Source organism: Holophagales bacterium (genome assembly GCA_016719485.1).
Classification (GTDB): Bacteria; Acidobacteriota; Thermoanaerobaculia; order UBA5066; family UBA5066; genus UBA5066.
This window is the reverse complement of sequence record JADJZB010000009.1, coordinates 47,044-65,019: the sequence shown is the minus strand read 5'-3', so window position 1 is coordinate 65,019 and position 17,976 is coordinate 47,044. Positions and strand designations below refer to the sequence as shown.

General features: G+C 69.8%; 18 protein-coding genes. 8 read left to right on the top strand and 10 right to left on the bottom strand.

Annotation, left to right across the window (positions count from 1 at the left end):
* Positions 1–3: 3 nt before the first annotated feature.
* Genes IPN03_08015 through IPN03_07975 form a run of 9 tightly spaced genes read right to left on the bottom strand, consistent with a single transcriptional unit; the run spans position 4 to position 7,642 of the window.
* Positions 4–600, bottom strand: a complete 597-nt coding sequence (locus IPN03_08015) for a hypothetical protein (GenBank protein MBK9373670.1) — start codon at positions 598–600, stop codon at positions 4–6.
* Positions 597–1,241 carry a hypothetical protein gene (locus tag IPN03_08010; protein MBK9373669.1) on the bottom strand — a complete coding sequence of 215 codons (645 nt, stop codon included), beginning with the start codon at positions 1,239–1,241 and terminating at the stop codon, positions 597–599. Before IPN03_08010 ends, IPN03_08015 begins: the two co-directional genes overlap by 4 nt.
* Positions 1,238–1,852: a hypothetical protein gene (locus IPN03_08005; protein MBK9373668.1), complete on the bottom strand. Its 615-nt coding sequence runs from the start codon at positions 1,850–1,852 to the stop codon at positions 1,238–1,240. The genes IPN03_08010 and IPN03_08005 overlap by 4 nt, the downstream gene beginning before the upstream one ends.
* Positions 1,853–1,856: 4 nt before the next feature.
* On the bottom strand, positions 1,857–2,828 hold the full coding sequence (locus tag IPN03_08000) for a hypothetical protein (GenBank protein ID MBK9373667.1): 972 nt from the start codon (positions 2,826–2,828) through the stop codon (positions 1,857–1,859).
* On the bottom strand, positions 2,818–4,455 hold the full coding sequence (locus tag IPN03_07995) for a type II/IV secretion system protein (protein ID MBK9373666.1): 1,638 nt from the start codon (positions 4,453–4,455) through the stop codon (positions 2,818–2,820). The genes IPN03_08000 and IPN03_07995 overlap by 11 nt, the downstream gene beginning before the upstream one ends.
* Positions 4,456–4,459: 4 nt before the next feature.
* On the bottom strand, positions 4,460–5,701 hold the full coding sequence (locus tag IPN03_07990) for a type II secretion system F family protein (protein MBK9373665.1): 1,242 nt from the start codon (positions 5,699–5,701) through the stop codon (positions 4,460–4,462).
* Positions 5,701–6,438: a hypothetical protein gene (locus IPN03_07985; protein MBK9373664.1), complete on the bottom strand. Its 738-nt coding sequence runs from the start codon at positions 6,436–6,438 to the stop codon at positions 5,701–5,703. The genes IPN03_07990 and IPN03_07985 overlap by 1 nt, the downstream gene beginning before the upstream one ends.
* A 5-nt stretch (positions 6,439–6,443) precedes the next feature.
* Positions 6,444–6,989, bottom strand: coding sequence for a hypothetical protein (locus IPN03_07980; protein MBK9373663.1), 546 nt, complete (start codon positions 6,987–6,989; stop codon positions 6,444–6,446).
* On the bottom strand, positions 6,986–7,642 hold the full coding sequence (locus IPN03_07975; GenBank protein MBK9373662.1) for a sigma-70 family RNA polymerase sigma factor: 657 nt from the start codon (positions 7,640–7,642) through the stop codon (positions 6,986–6,988). The genes IPN03_07980 and IPN03_07975 overlap by 4 nt, the downstream gene beginning before the upstream one ends.
* A gap of 135 nt (positions 7,643–7,777) precedes the next feature.
* Here IPN03_07975 and IPN03_07970 point away from each other — a divergent pair, with 135 nt between their 5' ends.
* Genes IPN03_07970 through IPN03_07960 form a run of 3 tightly spaced genes read left to right on the top strand, consistent with a single transcriptional unit; the run spans position 7,778 to position 10,922 of the window.
* Positions 7,778–9,007, top strand: a complete 1,230-nt coding sequence (locus IPN03_07970; GenBank protein MBK9373661.1) for a 3-deoxy-D-manno-octulosonic acid transferase — start codon at positions 7,778–7,780, stop codon at positions 9,005–9,007.
* Entirely contained in the window at positions 9,004–10,029 is a 1,026-nt protein-coding gene (gene lpxK, locus IPN03_07965) for a tetraacyldisaccharide 4'-kinase (protein ID MBK9373660.1), read from the top strand. Before IPN03_07970 ends, lpxK begins: the two co-directional genes overlap by 4 nt.
* A 2-nt stretch (positions 10,030–10,031) precedes the next feature.
* Positions 10,032–10,922 carry a lysophospholipid acyltransferase family protein gene (locus tag IPN03_07960; GenBank protein MBK9373659.1) on the top strand — a complete coding sequence of 297 codons (891 nt, stop codon included), beginning with the start codon at positions 10,032–10,034 and terminating at the stop codon, positions 10,920–10,922.
* A gap of 309 nt (positions 10,923–11,231) precedes the next feature.
* On the opposite strand, the gene IPN03_07955 is transcribed toward IPN03_07960, so the two are convergent.
* The gene (locus IPN03_07955) at positions 11,232–11,819 is read right to left on the bottom strand and encodes an HNH endonuclease (GenBank protein MBK9373658.1); all 588 of its coding nucleotides are present in this window, start codon (positions 11,817–11,819) and stop codon (positions 11,232–11,234) included.
* A 26-nt stretch (positions 11,820–11,845) separates the two neighbouring features.
* Between IPN03_07955 and waaC the strand changes: the two genes are divergently transcribed.
* Genes waaC through IPN03_07930 form a run of 5 tightly spaced genes read left to right on the top strand, consistent with a single transcriptional unit; the run spans position 11,846 to position 17,926 of the window.
* On the top strand, positions 11,846–12,862 hold the full coding sequence (gene waaC / locus IPN03_07950) for a lipopolysaccharide heptosyltransferase I (protein MBK9373657.1): 1,017 nt from the start codon (positions 11,846–11,848) through the stop codon (positions 12,860–12,862).
* Positions 12,828–13,736: a DUF3108 domain-containing protein gene (locus IPN03_07945; GenBank protein ID MBK9373656.1), complete on the top strand. Its 909-nt coding sequence runs from the start codon at positions 12,828–12,830 to the stop codon at positions 13,734–13,736. The genes waaC and IPN03_07945 overlap by 35 nt, the downstream gene beginning before the upstream one ends.
* Positions 13,737–13,782: 46 nt before the next feature.
* On the top strand, positions 13,783–15,510 hold the full coding sequence (gene pilB / locus IPN03_07940) for a type IV-A pilus assembly ATPase PilB (GenBank protein MBK9373655.1): 1,728 nt from the start codon (positions 13,783–13,785) through the stop codon (positions 15,508–15,510).
* 58 nt (positions 15,511–15,568) lie between these two features.
* Complete coding sequence (locus tag IPN03_07935) at positions 15,569–16,699, top strand: type IV pilus twitching motility protein PilT (protein MBK9373654.1); 1,131 nt, start codon at positions 15,569–15,571, stop codon at positions 16,697–16,699.
* A gap of 21 nt (positions 16,700–16,720) precedes the next feature.
* Entirely contained in the window at positions 16,721–17,926 is a 1,206-nt protein-coding gene (locus tag IPN03_07930; GenBank protein ID MBK9373653.1) for a type II secretion system F family protein, read from the top strand.
* The last annotated feature ends 50 nt before the right edge of the window (positions 17,927–17,976 follow it).

Here is a 17,976-nt window from a genome sequence, read left to right as displayed (position 1 = left end):
CCTTCAGCGGAGGGCGTCGGGCGGAAGAACGGGGATCCGCCGGGTGATCTCGGGCGGCAGCCCGACGAAGGCGAAGTCGACCGACTCGCGGCCGACGCGCCTGAGGATGAAACGGCCGTCGAGAACGTCGCCCTCGCGGGCGTTGATGAGGCGGGGGCCGTCCTCGAACGTGACGATCGGCCTGTCGCGCGGGCCGAAGACCCCGAGGGCGCGGTAGGGGATCGACGGGGGAACGATCGGGGTCGCCGTCGGCGTCGGGGTCGGAAGCCGCGGTCCGATGAACTGCGCCGAGCCGGGGGCCGGTAGCGGCGTCGGCACCGGCGGGGGCGGCTTCGGGGTCGGTGACGGGGGGACGTGGAACGCGAAGACGTTTCTCACCACGCTGCCGCCGATCTCGCCGCGCCCGTCGCGAAAGGCCAGGGGCGGGATCTGCGATGGGGTCGTGGCACTGCCGACCGGCCGCGCGGCAGTGCCGACTGCGGCGGTCCGCGGCGGGGCGGGCGCGTCCCCCGAGCCTCGCGGCCAGAACCGGAGGACGAGGACGACGACGAGAAGGCCGAGCAGGAAGAGGAGGCCCCGGCGCGACGCGAACGCTTTCATCGCGTGGTTCTCCCACGCGGTCCCGCGGCGGCGCGCGGTCCCGTGGGGCTGCGCCTGTCGCGGACGGTCCGGATCGGCCGGAGGGAATCCGGTCGGAAGTAGTTCGTCACGGCGATCGAGACGTTCACGAGGTTCGGGTCGTCCGTCGAGCCGCCGGAGAGGCCGACCTCGTCGACGACGAGGAAGCGCTTCGAGCGTTCGAGCCCCGCCAGGAGCCGCTTGACGTCGGCGTAGGGACCAGCGACCGCGAAGGTCATCGTCAGGGAGTCGGTCCCCGGCTCGTCGGTCGAGGTGTACGCGATCGCGTCCGGGCGAAGCCCCGCGGCGCGCGTCGTGGCGTAGATCTCCTCGATCAGGGGGGCGATCCGTTCCTCGCGCTTCCCGAGCGTCTCGGAGAAGAAGGCGGTCAGGGCCTCCTGCGTCTCGAAGAGCCTTCTCTCCGAGGCCTCGGCCTCCTTCGCCCGGCGCTCGGCCTCGTCCCGCCGCTCCTCGAGCGCAGCCTGCTCGGAGACGAGGGCCTGGAGGCGTTCGTCGTAGAACGTCCGGTAGGAGAGGAGGACCGCGACGTTCCCTGCGAGGACGGCGAGGAGGATCAGGAAGACGATTCTCCGGTCCCGAAATGCCGTCGTGGCGCTGCTCACGGCTTCGCCTCCCGGTCGCGGTAGACGAGGTCGAGCGCGAAGGTCCGCCCCTCGACGTCGCCGAGCTCGCCGCCAGCCTCCGAGCTGGGAGTCGGCGCATCGAACCACGGGGAGGCGTAGAAGGCCCGGATCAGCTTCGGCAGGCCGTCGGGATCGCGCGAGACGAGTGACAGGGAAACCAGGTAGGAGTCGTCCGCGGAAGCCGCCGGGGCGGCCCCTTCCGTCTTCTCCGCTCTCGAGAGGCCCACCGAGACGACGCGAACGTCGTTCGGGAGCGTCCTTTCGAGACGCGTGAGGAACCGGCTCCACGAGAAGGTGCGAAGCCGGGCGAGCTGGTTGGCCTCCTCGGCTCCCGCCCTCATCCCGGCGAGGTCGAACCGGGCGAGCTTCTGCTCGGCCGCCCGCCCCGAAGCTTCGAAGCGGCTGATCTCGGCGCGCAGGGACGCGATCCGGGCCCGGGAATGCCGCGAGCCCTCGAGGTAGGCGTGGACTGTCCTGACGCTGACGGCGGTCAGGACGACCGCGGCCAGGAGAAGGAGCGCGGCGGCGACGTTGGCGGGGCGGGAGTCGACGAACGGCCTTCGGGCGAGGTTCGGTCGGGTCGCGGCCATGGCGTCAGCCCGCTCCCTGCAGGAGACCGACTCCGACCAGCGGGGCCGTGTCCTCGCCCCAGGGCGGGAAGCCCAGCGAGACGAGGGTCGGCGAAAGGGAGACCGGCTCCCTGCCCCCGTTCTCCTTGAGGAACTCCAGGAACCGGACGGAGGCCGGTGCCGTCGCCGGGACGACGACGACCTCGCCCGTCACGTCGGGTCCGGGTCCGTCCGCCGAGGACACTCCGAGGAAGGCGGCCGCGAGCCGGATCTCCTGGAGCGCCTGCTCGGGGTCCGCGGCGGTCTCCCGGGTCCTCAGGAATCGCACCGCCCCTTTCTCGAGGAAGACGGTCGACACGGTCGGCCCGTCGGTGAAGACGACGAGCCCCGTCCCGGCGAGCGCCAGGGAGGCGATCGCCGAAATGGCGAGGGCGGCCGGCTCGAGGGCACCGATCCGGATCCCGTGGGCGAGGAACGCCGCCTCGAGCGAGGCGATCGTCTCCTCGGGCGAGGCGAGGACGAGGAGGCGGGTCCCACCGTCGGGGGCGACGCCCGCCTCGCACCAGGTGATCCGGAGCTCCGGCGCCGGCTCTCCGTAGAGACGGCTCACCTTCCACCGGAGCATCTCGGCGAGCTCGCGGGGGCGCTTGCCGGCCCCGGGTTCGATATCGACCGTCGCCGCCTTCACGAACCGGTCGGGTATGGCGAGCGAGGCCGCCGCAACCCGGCCCTTCGCCGGGAGGAGGGAGGAGAGAGCCTGACCGAGACCGGGGCCGGCGACGGGAAGTCCCGCCGGACCGGCTCGGAAGGTCCCCGGCGGAAGTTCCCGGGCGAAGACTCTCGCGCCCCCGGTCGCGCGCACGCCCCGGACGTCCCGCGGAAGCGCGACGTGCACGAGTCGGTCCTCGGTGAGGACGAAGGCGTGGGGCGGCCGGCGGAAGCCCCAGGCCCTCCTCAGCGCGTTCCGAACACGGATTGCGAGGCCGTCAGTCGACAAAGGTCACCTTGTTGATCTCTTTCAGGGTCGTCTCCCCACGGAAGACCTTCTTCAGCGCCGACTCGCGGAGGAAGGCCATCCCTTCCTCCTTGGCAGCCTTCTTGATCTCGGCCGCGGGGCGGCGGTCGAGGATCAGGCCCCGGATCCGGTCGGAGAGGTCGAGAAGCTCGGTGATCGCCATCCGGCCGTAGAAGCCCGTTCCGTTGCACTCGATGCACCCACGTCCCTCGTAGAACGTGACGCCGGCGATCTCGGCCACGGTCAGGGCCGACTCGTCGAGGAGCTGCTTCGTCGGTTCCATCGGCGTCTTGCAGTGAGGGCAGATCTTCCTCACGAGCCGCTGCGCCAGGATGCAGTTCAGGGCCGAGACGAAGTTGTAGAGCTCGACCTTCATGTTGAGGAAGCGGCCGAGGACGTCGACGACGTTGTTCGCGTGGACCGTGGTGAAGACGAGGTGCCCGGTGAGCGCCGCCTGGACGGCGATCTGGGCCGTCTCCTCGTCGCGGATCTCGCCGACCATGACCTTGTCGGGGTCGTGCCGGAGGATCGAGCGGAGGCCCCGGGCGAAGGTGAGCCCCTTCTTCTCGTTGACCGGGATCTGCGTGATGCCGCGAAGCTGGTACTCGACCGGGTCCTCGATCGTGACGATCTTGTCCTCGACCGACTGGATCTCGGAGAGGCAGGCGTAGAGCGTCGTCGTCTTGCCCGAGCCGGTCGGCCCGGTGACGAGGACCATGCCGTACGGCTCGCGGATGAACTTGCGCAGGCGCTTCATCGTCTCGGGGTCCATGCCGAGGACGTCGAGGCGGAGGTTCTTGAACTCGGCGTTCGCCGACTCCTTGTCGAGGATCCGGATGACGACATCCTCGCCGTGAACGGTCGGCATGATCGAGACGCGGAAGTCGATCGTCCGCCCCTTGACGCGGATCTTGAAGCGTCCGTCCTGTGGAATCCGCTTCTCGGCGATGTCGAGCTCGGACATGACCTTGATGCGGCTGACGATCGTCTGATGGTGCTTCTTGTCGATCGGCTCCATGGCCGGGTAGAGGACACCGTCGATCCGGTACTTGATGACGACGACGTTCTCCTGGGTCTCGATGTGAATGTCGGAGGCGCGGCGCTGGATCGCGTTGAACAGGACCGAGTCGACGAGCTTGATGATCGGGCTGGCGTCGGCCGCGATCCGGTCGATCGTCAGGACCTCCTGCCCCTCCTCGTCCTCCCTCACGACCTGCATCCGGAACTCTTCGGTCGCCTCCTCGAGGACACGCTGCGTCGACTCGGACTTCTGCAGGATCTCCTGCATCGCGGCCCGCGAGCCGACCTTCATCCGGAGGCGGCGCTTGACGAGGGCTTCGAGCTCGTCGCGCCTCACGACGTCGGTCGGGTCGGTCATCACGATCGTGAGGACCCCGTTCTCCTCGCTCTCAGGGACGAACTCGAAGCGGAGCATCCACTCGAGCGGCACGCTCTTGAAGAGCACCGGGTCGACCCGGAACGTCCAGAGGTCGACGAAGGGGATCCCGAGCCGTCTCGCGACCTCCCGGGCACGGCTCTCCTCGGAGGCCGCGTCCAGGACCCGCGGGAAGTCGGGGACGGAGGGGGCGTCGGTTTCGGCTCGGCTCATCTCCTCAGCCCTTGATGTTGGAGAGGATCGTGAACATCGGAAGGTATACGGACAAGAGGATCGTGGCGATGACGCCCCCCATGACGACCAGGATGACCGGCTCGATCAGGTTGATGATCGTCTGGAGGCGCGCCTCGATCGCCTCGTCGTAGAAGTCGGAGACGTTCGTGAGCATGTCCTCCAGGGCTCCCGTCGCCTCGCCCACCTTGATCATCTCGACGGCCAGGGATGTGAACTGCCCCGTCTCCTCGAGGCTCCGCCAGAGCTCGGCCCCCTGGCGCACCTTCGGCACGACCTCGGCGACGGCGTCGGAGACCTTCCGGTTCCCGATGGATCCGGTCGAGATCTCCAGGGCCGTCACGAGCGGCGTCCCCGCGCCGACGAGGGTCGCCAGGGCGCGGGCGAACTGGGAGAGGGAAAACTCGTGCAGGACGACGCCGATGACCGGAACGCTCAGCAGGAAGCCGTGCACGGCGCGAATCCCGCGGTCGGTCCGCCGCCAGCGATCGAAGAGGAAGCCGGCCGACACGGTGCCGAGGAGGAGCTCCAGGATGTACGTCCGCATGAACGTCGCCGTCCCGACGACCGCCACCGTCAGGGCGGGCATGTCGCCCCCGAAGCCCGAGAAGAACTCCGTGAACCTCGGGATGACGTAGGTCATCAGGATGACGATGAGGCCGATGGAGAGGCTGATGAGGACGGCCGGGTAGACGAGCGCCCCGGTCACCTTCCGCTTCACCTGTCCGAGGATCTTCTGGTAGCCGAGGAACCGGCGGAGGACCTTCTCGACCTCCCCCGAGCGCTCGCCCGCCTTGAGCGAGGTCGCGTAGAGGCGCGGGAACGCGTCGCCGTGCGAGAGGAACGCGTCCGAGAGAGCCGTCCCGGCGACGAGCTGCTCCTTCACGTCCACCAGGATCCTCTTGAAGTGCGGGTTCTTCTGGCGCTCGAGGAGAATGTCGAGGCCCGAGACGACCGGCAGGCCCGCCTTCAGGAGCGCGACGAGCTCCTGGTTGAAGACGAGGAACTCGTGGATCTTCACGCGGCCTCGCGACCGCATCCCGCCTGACCGGGGCACCAGCCCTCCCGGCCGGAGGGTGACGCCCCCCGCGCGGGCGAGGCGCGCCGAGAAGAGCCGTGCTCCCTGCCTCTCCAGCTCGGCTCGGACGACCTCCTCGTTCGCCGCCTCGACGACGCGTGTCACCATGCGCCCTTCGGGGGTCCCGACCCGGCAGACGAACTCCGGCATCAGCGGAGCCCTCCGATTCCGGGACCGGGTCCGACCGGCGCGGCCGACAGGACCAGGAACAGCGCGGCCGAGCCCCCCTCCTCGCGGCCGACCCCGAGGACGAACGGCTCCCGCAGCTTCAGGTTGATCGAGGTCCGCGCCACGTCCCGGACGGTCTCGCTTCCCCTCTCGTCCCGTCTCACCCGGGCGAGGACGAGGTTGCGAAGGCGCACGACGTCGTCACCGTTGCCCGCTTCGAGCAGGAAGTCGATCCGGTGGCTTCCGCCGAGATTCCAGGAGAACTTCTCGCCCTCGAGCCCCTGAAGGACGACGTCGTCCAGGGGGGTGTAGTCGGTGAAGCTGAAGAGCCGCTTCAGGCGTGCCCCGACGGCGCGGATCTGCTCGGTGACGGGCGTCGGCGCCGCCCGCTGCGGGGGAGCCGTCGTCGCACGGAAGAGGGCGACGGAGATGGCAAACGCCCTGGGGGGGACGTCGAACGACTCGACGGCCCGGGCGGCCAGCTCGACGGCCCGGCCCGCGTCGCGGACCGTGAGCGCGTTGAGCGCCGGCTGGAGGACGAGGGAGCCCCGAGGCGTCAGGAGCGGGCGGACGACCAGGAACGCCTCCTCGGCCTTCCGGTGCCGGAGGGTGAAGACGCGAACGACGTCCGGCTCCGGAGACGAGGTGCGCTCGGCGGTCGAGGCCCCGGATCCGAGCAGGAGGGCCGCGAACACCGCTGCGCGAAGGAGCGACCTCATCCGACTCAGATGTCCGCGTTGCCGTCGACGACGAAGACGACCGTCGGTTCGCCCGGCCGCGACGACGGGAACTGGTAGACGACCGCTCCGGTCGCGCGGACATCCTCGACCGCCGGAAACGTCTCGCCCGGCTCGGTCCGCTCCCCGGCGGCGTCCGCGACGGGGAAGGCTCCTTCAGGGGAGGGCGATGCGCCGCGCTCCCGCGCGTACCAGACGGCGGCGACGGATACCGCCAGAAGCAGGGAGGCGGCTATCCGCAGACCGACGCGCGCACGGGAAGCCGAATGGCGCCGCCCCGCCTTCGCGGCGGTCGTCGCCGCGAGAACGTCCGCGACGAAACGCTCGCGTCCTTCGGCCGTCAGGACGTCGGGAGCGCTCCGCGCCGCGTCGCGGGCGAAGAGGAGGACGGGGTCGTGACGGAGCGCCTCGGCCGCGCAGACGTCGCAGGAGACGAGGTGTCCGGCGAGGAGCCGCTCCTCGGACAGGGAGAGGCGGTCGGCGTCGCGCTTGGCGAGGAGGTCGTCCAGGCGGGAACAGACGGGGGTGCTCACGCGCGAGCCTCACCCGCTCCCGGGCGCGCCGCGGGGGCGTACTCGGGGAATCGGCGTCGAAGCTCTTCCCGGAGGAGACGTCGCGCCTGGAACAGGTGGTTTCTCACGGTCGACTCCCGGCAGCCGACGATCTCGGCCACCTCGCGGCTCTCCTTCTCCTCCAGCTCCCTGAGGACGAAGACGATCCGCTGCTTCTCGGAAAGAACCGTCGCGCACGCGTCGAAGACGCGCCGGATCTCTTCCTGCGAGAGCCGCAGCGGCGCCTCCGGCTCGGTTGCCAGGAGCCCGCCCCGAACGACCCGGAAGCTCTCCGCGAGCGTCCGGGCGCGCGTTCCGCGCGCCCGGAGGGCGTCGATGGCGAGATTGCCGGCGATCCGGAAGAGCCACGTGGAGAACGCGAACGTCGGGTCGTACCGAGGGAGGTTCTCCCAGACGCGGAGGAACGTGAGCTGTGCGACGTCGCGGGCGTCCTCCGTGTTGCCAAGCATCCGGCGCAGAAATGCCACGACGGAGTCCGTCCGGCCGCGAACGAGCTCGGCAAACGCATCCTCATCCCCCGCTTTCGCCAGCTCGGCGAGGCGCCGTTCGTCCCTGGGCTCGATCGTCGTCCCCTCCCGCGGCGCCCGCCGGACGTGAACCAGATGAATGGCCATGCCGGTGGTTCTACGGCTCCCCGCCCGGCATCGTCTAGGCTCCCGTCCCGGACGCTCAGCCCGCCGTTCGCGGCCCCCGCACGCCTATAATGCCGCCTCTCGGATGGGAATCGTAACTTCCTCCAGAAAGGCCGGTTGAGAGATCTCTTCGGTCCGAAGGGACGTTCCGGCCTCCCGGCGTTGATCGCCCGCCGCCTCCTCCCGCCGGGTGGACCGGAGCAGGCCGACGTCTGGGTCCAGGGTGTCTCCGTCGGCGAGGTCGAGCTCGCGCACACGCTCGTCCTCGCCCTCCGGTCCGAGCGACCCGCCCTGTCTCTCCTGGTGACCTCGTCGACGCCGGCCGGGGTCGGGCTCCTCGGACAGCGGTTCCGTCATCTCACCCCGCCCGCCCGGCTCCAGCCGTTCCCGCTCGACCTGCCCCCGTCCGTTCGTCGCCTCCTCGACTCGGCGGCCCCGAGGCTTCTCGTCCTCGTGGAGACCGAGCTATGGCCGGTCCTGCTGAAAGCGGCCCGGCGACGCGCGCTTCCGGTTCTCGTCGCCAACGGTCGCCTCTCCGAGCGTTCGGCCCGCCGTCTCCGCGCCGCAGGACGCCTGTTTCGCGGACCCCTCGAGGCCCTCTCCGCGGTGTCCGCCCGGACGCCCGAGGACGCCAGCCGTTTCGCGTCCATCGGCGTCCCCGAGGCCAGGATCCACGTGGCCGGGGACATGAAGTTCGACCGCCCGCTGCCGCCCGAGCCGGCGTTCGCGGCGCGGGTCCGCGCGCTCGCGGCGGGCCGTCCGGTCCTGGTCGCGGGATCGATCGCCGAGGAAGAGCTCGATTTCGCCCTCTCCCTTCCCCGGGCCCTGGCGACCGGGGGAGCCCCGCCGTTTCTCCTCCTCGCGCCCCGCCGCCCGGAAACCTGGGACGAGGCGGCACGCCGAGCCGGCGAGGCGGGCCTCGGCGTCGCCCGGCGATCGGCACCCGACGGGTCGGGAACGGCCGACGTCTTCCTCCTCGACACGATCGGCGAGCTCGCCTCGAGCTACCGTCTCGGCGACGTCGCCCTCCTCGGCGGGACGTTCGGGACGCGGGGCGGGCACAACGTCCTCGAGCCTCTCCAGGCCGGGCTGCCCGTCATTCTGGGCCCTTCGACGTGGAACATCCGGCGGGCGGTGGAAGCCGCGGGCGCGGCCGCCGTCGCGGTCGGGAGCACACGCGAGGCGACGGCGGCCCTGGCCCGACTGCTCGCGGACACCGGTGCGCGCGCCGCGGCCCGCGCCGCTGCCGAGGCCCTCTTCCTTCGGCACCGGGGCGCCACGCAACGGACGGTCCAGCTCGCGCTCGAGCTCCTCGACGGGCCCGGCGAGCAGCGGGGGCCGGCATGAAGAGCCTCCTCCTCCCCCTCGCCCGCCTCTACGGCACCGGTGTCGCACTCCGCCTCGACCTCTATCGGCGCGGCACGCTCCGCGTGAAGAGCGCGGCCCGCCCCGTCGTCTCCGTCGGGAACGTCGCGGCGGGAGGAACCGGCAAGACGCCGTTCGTCCGCTGGCTCGCGGCCGAGCTCCTCCGGCGCGGCCGCCAGCCGTCGATCCTCACGCGCGGCTACGGCCGCACGAGCCGCGGGACCGTCGTCGTCTCCGACGGACGGGGAACGCTCGCGACGGTCGCCGCGTCCGGGGACGAGCCGGCGCTCCTGGCCCGTGCGCTCCCCTCCGTCCCGATCGTCGCGAATGCCCGGCGGGCGATCGCGGCCGCCCGTGCCGAAACGCTCGAGGCGCCCGTGGACGTGCACCTCCTGGACGACGGCTTCTCCCACGTCGGCCTCGCCCGGGAAGTCGACATCGTCCTCCTCGACGCGACGGCGCCCGATGCGGGGGGCGCCCTCCTGCCGGCCGGTCTCCTGCGCGAGCCGCTGACGTCACTGGCGCGCGCCGACCTCATCGTCGTCACGAAGACCGAGCAGGCCGACCCGGCCCGGGCGCTTCAGATCGCCCGCCGCTACGCTCCCGGCGTCCCCGTCTTCCACGCCCGGACGGTGCTCCTCGGCATCCGCGACCGCGAAGGGACGAGCGTCGACCCGGCGGACCTTCCCGCCGGGACGACCGTGGCCGTCGCCGGCATCGCCCACCCCGCCTCGTTCCGCGCGACGCTCGATGCCGCCGGGGTCGTCCCTGCGGATTTCCTGGCGTTCCGCGACCACGAGCCCTACGGTCCCACCACGGTCGGGCGGATCGAGAAGGCCCTCGAGGAGACGGGAGCCACCGCCGTCGTGACGACGGAGAAGGACGCCGTGAAGCTGGACGCCGTGCTCCGCGCCCCGGTCTTCCGCGTGGCCGTCGAGGCGCGGGTCGTCGAACCTTCCTTCGTTTCCGAGCTCCTCTCTCTGCTTTCGAGGAGGCCCTCCTAGCCGTGGCGTCGAAGAGAAGCTCCCTGCGGAACCGGATCGAGCTGGCGGCCTACCTCGTCCTCAGGAGCCTGTTCCGGATCCTCCCTCTCCGCCTCGCCGACGGCCTCGGGCGGAGCGTCGCCCTTTTCTACCGGCTCGTCGACGGCCGCCGGCGGCGGCTCGTCGCCCGCAATCTCGCGCTCGCCTTTCCGGAGATGTCCCCCACCGAGGTCGACCGGCTCGCCCGGCAGGTCTTCGGCCACCTCGGCAGCCTCGCCGCGGACCTCTTCCGCTCCGAGAAGGTGCCGATCGAGAGGCTTCTCGCCCGCATCGAGATCGTCGGCCTCGAGCACGCCCGCGCGGCGGCCGCCTCGGGGCGGGGGGTCTTCTTCTCCACGCCCCACCTCGGAAACTGGGAGTGGGCCGCGCTCGCCACGGGCGCCCAGGGCTTCCCCGTGACGATCGTCGCCCGGCCGCTCGACAACCCCCTCCTCGACGCGCGCCTGACGGCGATGCGCGAAAAGGCGGGATGCCACATCGTGAGCAAGCGCAACGCCGCGCGAACGCTCCTGAAGACGCTGCGCTCGGGCGGACTCGTCGGCATCCTGGCCGACCAGCGGGCCCAGCCTCCCGACGGCATCGCCGTCCCGTTCTTCGGCAGGCCCGCGCTGACGACGACCTCGATCGCGCGCCTCGCCGGGAAAACGGGAGCCCTCTTTCTCCCGGTCGTCTGCCTGAGGGTCGCCCCCGGCCGCTATCGCCTCGTCTACTCCGAGCCGCTCGACGTGACGACGCTGCCGGCGGAAGATCGCGGCGTGGAGAGGCTCACCGCTCTCGTCACGGCCCTCGTCGAGAGCCAGGTCCGGGCGGCGCCGGAGCAGTGGCTCTGGCTCCATGACCGCTGGCGTTCCTGACCCCCGCACAAATTGAAGAACCCCGGTCTTTCGGCCGGGGTTCCTGAAGCTCGGGCTGTCAGTCTGCGTTTACTTCCTGCTCTCCTCCACAGCCGGGGGGGGCCGTCCTGGCACGCACCGGCTGCTCCCTCCCGTTCAACCTTCCTGCCAGTCTCGCCCGAGACCAGGGGATGGGACGCTAAACCACTGAACAGCAATTGTTTAATAGCACACAGACCGGTTTCCATCCCACCAGGGCGGCGCGCCGTTCACCCCATTCCGTGCACCCCGACTGTCCCGAATGCCGCGCTCGGGACGTCCGTCGACGCGTCACCCGAGCTCGACGGTCCAGTACGCCACGTCGAGGAAGTTCCGCCAGGCCGGGTGAATCCGGCTCGGGGCGAGGAGCCCCAGGGGCGAGGCCCTGGGCTTGGCCGGGGCCCGGCGCAGGGCCATGCCGGCCTCGTCGGGCAGGCGGTTTCCCTTCCTCACGTTGCACTTCAGGCAGGCGCACACGACGTTTTCCCACGAGGAGACGCCACCTCTCGAGAGCGGGACGACGTGGTCGAGCGACAGCTCCGATGTCTGGAAGCGCTTCCCGCAGTACTGGCATCGCGTGCCGTCGCGCACGTAGATGTTGTGGCGCGAGAACTTCACGTCGTACCGGGGCGGGCGGTCGCAGGAGAGGAGCTGGATGACGCGCGGCACCTTGAGGACCATCTCGGGCGTCCGGACGACGTCGGCGTCCCCGGGCTGGACCGGGATGTCACACCATTCCCCCCAGCCGTAGGTCGTGAAGTCGGGGAGGACGGCCCTCACGTGTCCCTTGTAGAAGAGGGTGAACCCGCGTCGCGCGTCCGTGAGGGCGAGGGCGGCGAACGTCCGGTTCAGCACGAGGACTGGCGCGTCGAGCACCATGACGAGGAGAGAATAGCGAATCGACGATGAAGATTCTCCTCGTTCGACTCTCCTCCTTCGGCGACGTCGTCTTCACTCTCCCGCTCGCGAAAGCGCTGCGCGGAGAGGGGGACCGTCTCGCCTGGGCGGTGGAGGGGCCGCTCGCCGAGCTCGTCGCGGGCGCGCCGTACGTGGACGAGGTCCTCGTCGCGACGACGCGGGCCTGGAGGAAGCGCCCCCTCTCCGCGGGAACGCGCGGGGAGCTCCGGGCCTTCCTCTCGTCCCTCGGCGCCTTCGAGCCCGACGTCGTCGTCGACGCGCAGGGGCTCCTGAAGTCGGCGTGGATCACGCTCGCCGCGCGCGCGCGGCGAAAGGTCGGTTTCGGGTTCCGGACGGCGACCGAGAGGGTGAACGCGCTCGTTACGGGCGAGAGGGTCGACGTCCCCGCGGGGACCCACGTCGTCGACCGCGGGCTCGCGCTGGCGGAGCACGTTCTCGGCAGGAGAGGCTTCCCGCGAATACCCGACGTCTCGCACCTCGTCGCGCGACCGGCACCGGAAGTGGACGACTGGCTCGCCGCGAGATCTGCCCGTCCCTTCGCGCTCCTGCAGCCGTTCTCGTCGCGGCGGACCAAGGAATGGAGCGCCGAGGAAACGGCGGCCTTCTGCAGGGCGCTCGCGGAACACGGGCTCGAGCCGATCGTCCGCTGGGGTCCCGGCGAGCGGGAACGCGCCCAGCTGATCGTCGCCGGCTCGGGCGGAGCCGCCTCGCTGGCGCCCGCGAGCCCGCCCGCGGCTTCGGCCCGCCTCGCCGCGCACGCCGCACTCTTCGTCGGCGCGGACACGGGCCCGACGCACCTGGCCGCCGCCGCGGGAACCCCGACGATCGCCCTCTACGGGCCGACCGACCCGGCGCGATTCGGGCCTGTCGGGCCGCGGGTCCGGATCTTGCGTGACGGAAGCGGGGCCTACAATGCCGGCGTGCCCGGCCTTCCCGGCCTGACCTTCAATGCCGTTCTCGACGCTTCCCTTGCGCTCCTCGGCGAGCGGGTGGTCGCCCCGTAAGGGGCGCCGTGCAGCGTCCGCGCTCCTCGCGCTCGCCCTGGCCGGCCCGCTCACGGCCTCCGTCACGGCGAACGTCCTGCCGAACCTCGGACGGGAGGAGCTTCCGAAGAGCAAGGTCGTGGCCGTCCCGTTCGAAGCCGGGGAGACGCTCGTCTACACCGTCTCCTGGCTGAAGATCGAGGGGGGCGAGATGACGCTCGCGACGTCGAGGGAAACGAGCCCCGACGGGGTCCCCGTCCACCGGATCCGCCTCTCGGCCGTCTCGAACGACTACGTCTCGCGCTTCTACCCGGTCGACACGCGATACGAATCCTGGATCGACGCCCGGGACTTCTCCCCCGTGAGGTTCGAGAAGCACGCGCGGGAGGGGCGCTACGCCTCCGACGAGGTCGAGGAGTTCGACCTCTCCCGGCGGATCGCGACCTGGAGGGACGCCAAGGAGCTGCGCGGCGTCGGGCCGATCCCGGAGCGGTTCCAGGACGTGATCTCCTCCTTCTACTTCATGCGGTCGGTCCCGCTCGTCCCCGGTGGGGAGACGCGCGTCGACCTCTACTCCCGCGGAAAAGTCTATCGCCTCGTCGTGGCCGTTCTGGCCCGGGAGAAGGTGGAGACCGAGCTCGGCGTCTTCGACGCCCTGAAGGTCCAGCCCCGGATGCACGATCCGGCTTCGGCCTCGAGCGTGGACCGGAACAAGGGAAAGCTGTTCCTCTGGTTCAGCGACGATGCCCGCCGGCTTCCGGTCATGGCCCGGACGATCCTCCCGATCGGCTCGGTCACGGCCCGCCTCAGCCGCATCAGCGGCGAAGCCCAGGCTCCTCTGGCCCCTCCGGCCGCCGTTCCCCCCTCCCCGACGCCCGCCCCCGCCGCCCGCTGAAAGGTGCGGCCCGCCGGCGGGCGGACGAGCGACTATCATTGCGCCCATGGCGGTCAAGCTCGGAGAACTTCTCCTGAAGGCGAAGCTCATCAACGGCGAGCAGCTCGCGGCGGCGCTCAAGCAGCAGAAGGACTCGGGAGTGAAGCTGGGCGAGACGCTCGTGCGGCTCGGCTTCGTCACCGAGGACGACATCACGGAGACGCTCTCGGCGCAGTTCGGCGTCCCGTCGATCAACCTGACGCACTTCGAGATCGACCCGAACGTCCTGAAGCTGGTCCCCGCGGACGTGGCGCGCAAGTACAACATCCTGCCGGTCAACAAGACGGGCGCCACGCTGACCATCGCGATGGCCGACCCGACGAACGTCTTCGCGATGGACGACCTGAAGTTCATGACCGGCTACAACGTCGAGCCGGTCGTGGCCTCGGAGATCGCCCTCCAGCACGCGATCGACAGGAACTACGGCGCCTCGCACGCCCTCGAGCTGAAGAAGGTCATGGAGGAGATGTCGGCCGTCGACGCCTCCGACACCTCGCTCGAGGTCGTGGACGAGGAAGAGCAGGACGCCATCGACCTCGAGAAGCTCGTCGAGGAAGGGGAAGAGGCCCCCGTCGTCCGGCTCGTCAACATCATCCTGACGGACGCCATCAAGCGCGGCGCCTCCGACATCCACATCGAGCCCTACGAGAAGGAGTACCGGGTCCGGTACCGCGTGGACGGCCAGCTGGCGGAGGTGATGAACCCTCCGAGCAAGCTCAAGGAAGCGATCGCCTCGCGCATCAAGATCCTCGCCAAGCTCGACATCGCCGAGAAGCGGCTCCCGCAGGACGGGCGCATCAAGATCAAGATGAAGCTCGCGGGGAAGGTGAAGGAGCTCGACTACCGCGTCAGCGTCCTGCCGACCCTCTTCGGCGAGAAGATCGTCTGCCGGCTCCTCGACAAGGACAACCTGATGCTCGACATGACGAAGCTGGGCTTCGAGCGGTCGAGCCTCCAGAAGTTCGAGAAGGCGATTCTCCGCCCGTGGGGGATGGTCCTGGTGACCGGGCCGACGGGGTCGGGGAAGACGAACACCCTCTACTCCGCCCTCTCGAGGATCAACACCCCCGACACCAACATCATGACGGCCGAGGACCCGGTCGAGTTCAACCTGCCCGGCGTGAACCAGGTGCAGATGAAGGACTCGATCGGCCTGAACTTCGCCGCGGCCCTCCGGTCCTTCCTGCGGCAGGACCCGAACATCATCCTCGTCGGCGAGATCCGCGACTTCGAGACGGCCGAGATCGCCGTCAAGGCCTCCCTGACGGGCCACCTCGTCCTCTCCACCCTCCACACGAACGACGCCCCCTCGACGATCAACCGGCTCATGAACATGGGCATCGAGCCGTACCTCGTCGCCACGTCGGTCGTCCTGATCGCCGCCCAGCGCCTCATCCGCCGGGTCTGCGCCAACTGCAAGGTCCCGACCGACGTCCCGCCCCAGGTCCTGATCCAGCTCGGCTTCACCCCGGAGGAGTCGAAGACGGTCCAGGTCATGAAGGGGAAGGGGTGCGAGCGCTGCAACGGGAGCGGCCTGAAGGGCCGCGTCGCCCTCGTGGAGGTCCTGGAAATCTCGGAAGAGATCAAGGAGATGATCCTCTCCGGCGCCTCGTCGCTCGAGATCAAGAGGAAGGGCGTCGAGGAAGGGATGGTCACCCTTCGCGGCTCCGGCCTGGCAAAGATCAAGGACGGCCTCACGACGATCGAGGAAGTCGTCCGGGAGACTGTCCTGTAGGAAGGCCCGTTCGTCCGCTGGGGTATGATTCCGGGCAGCTTCGTCACAGGGGGACCCGATGGCAGTCACGCTGCACCAGCTTCTGAAGACTCTCGTCGAGCGCGGCGGCTCCGACCTCCACATCACGACGAATTCGCCGCCGATGGTCCGGGTCCACGGCGACATCCAGCCTCTGGACTATCCCCCCCTCACGGTCCCGGAGACCAAGCAGCTCTGCTACTCGATCCTGACCGACGTCCAGAAGCACCGCTTCGAGGAGAACCTCGAGCTCGACCTCTCCTTCGGGGTCAAGGGTCTCGCCCGGTTCCGCGGCAACGTCTTCATGCAGCGCGGTGCCGTCTCGGCCGTCTTCCGGCAGATCCCCTACGAGATCCTCGGCTTCAAGGAGCTGGGGGTCCCCACCGTCGTGGAGGCGCTCTGCAACAAGCCCAGGGGCCTCGTCCTCGTGACCGGCCCCACGGGCTCCGGCAAGTCGACGACGCTCGCGACGATGGTCGACAAGGTCAACCGCGAGCAGGCCAAGCACATCGTCACGATCGAGGACCCGATCGAGTTCCTCCACACGCACAAGCGCTGCATCGTCAACCAGCGCGAGCTGCACGCCGACACGCACTCCTTCCCGAACGCGCTCCGCGCGGTCCTCCGCGAGGACCCCGACGTCGTCCTCGTCGGCGAGATGCGCGACCTCGAGACGATGGAGGCCGCGCTCCGGATCGCCGAGACGGGCCACCTGACGTTCGCGACCCTGCACACGAACAGCGCCGTCCAGACGATGAACCGGATCATCGACGCCTTCCCCGCCAGCCAGCAGTCGCAGGTGCGGGCCCAGCTCTCGTTCGTCCTGGAGGGGATCCTCTGCCAGACGCTTCTCCCGAAATCGTCGGGGAAGGGGCGCTGCCTCGCGATGGAGATCCTCATCCCGACGCCCGCGATCCGGAACCTCATCCGCGAGGACAAGCTTCACCAGATCTACTCGATGATGCAGACCGGGCAGAACAAGTACGGGATGCAGACGTTCAACCAGGCGCTCGCCACGCTCGTTCACCGCCGCGTCATCACGCAGGAGCTCGCGATGACCACCTCGTCGCTGCCGGACGAGCTCTCCGAGATGATCGCCCGCGGCGTTGGCGTCGTGGGACAGCAGCCGCCCGCGGCATCGGCAGCCGGCGCCGCCGCCCGGCGGCCCTGACGCCCACCGGAAGGAAGAGATATGGCCCAGTTCGTCTGGAAGGGGAAGACCCGCCAGGGCGTCATGACCGGAGGGGTCCTGACGGCCGACTCGAAGGACCTCGTCATCGCCGACCTGAGGAGGCGGTCCATCGAGGTCGCCTCCGTCAAGGAGCGTGGCAAGGAGTTCGCCGTCCCGAAGTTCGGCGCCGGGAAGGTGGCCGCCAAGCGTCTCGCCATCTTCACGCGGCAGTTCTCCGTCATGATCGACGCCGGCCTTCCCCTCGTGCAGTGCCTCGAGATCCTCGGAACGCAGCAGGACGACAAGGCCTTCCAGCGGATCATCCTGGCCGTCCGGCAGGACGTGGAGTCGGGCTCCTCGCTCGCCGACGCCCTCCGGAAGCACCCGCGCGCCTTCGACGACCTCTTCGTCAACATGATCGCCGCCGGTGAGGCGGGCGGCATCCTGGACACCATCCTGCGGCGGCTCTCGACCTACATCGAGAAGGCGGTCAAGCTGAAGGGCCAGGTCAAGACGGCCCTGATCTACCCCGTCTCCGTGCTCACGGTCGCCGCCCTCGTCGTGGCGATCATCCTCTGGAAGGTCATCCCGACGTTCGCGGCGCTCTTCGCGGGGCTCGGCGCGCAGCTCCCGCTTCCGACGAGACTCGTCATCCAGGCGTCCAATTTCCTCGCCAGCTATTTCCTCTTCATTCTCGCTGGCCTGGCCGCGATCATCTTCGCCCTCAAGCGCTACTACACCACCTACAAGGGGCGCCGGGTCATAGACGGGATCCTGCTCAAGCTGCCCGTCCTCGGCGACATCCTCAAGAAGATCGCCGTCGCCCGCTTCTGCCGGACGTTCGCGACCCTCACCTCCTCCGGCGTCCCGATCCTCGACGGCCTCGAGATCACCGCGAAGACCTCGGGGAACGCCATCATCGAGGACGCGATCATGATGGTTCGCAAGTCCGTCGAAACCGGCCGGACCATCGCCGAGCCGCTCGCCGAGACGAAGGTCTTCCCGCCGATGGTCGTCCAGATGATCGGCGTCGGCGAGCAGACCGGTGCCCTCGACGCCATGCTCTCGAAGATCGCCGAGTTCTACGAGGAAGAGGTCGACAACGCCGTCGAAGGCCTGATGAAGCTGATGGAACCGATCATGATCGCCATGCTCGGCACGATCATCGGCACCATCGTCGTCGCGATGTACATGCCGATGTTCGACCTCATCTCGAAGATCGGGTGATCGACGAGTGGATCGGGGAGGCTCGCCACGAGCCTCCCCGCGGCGCCTTC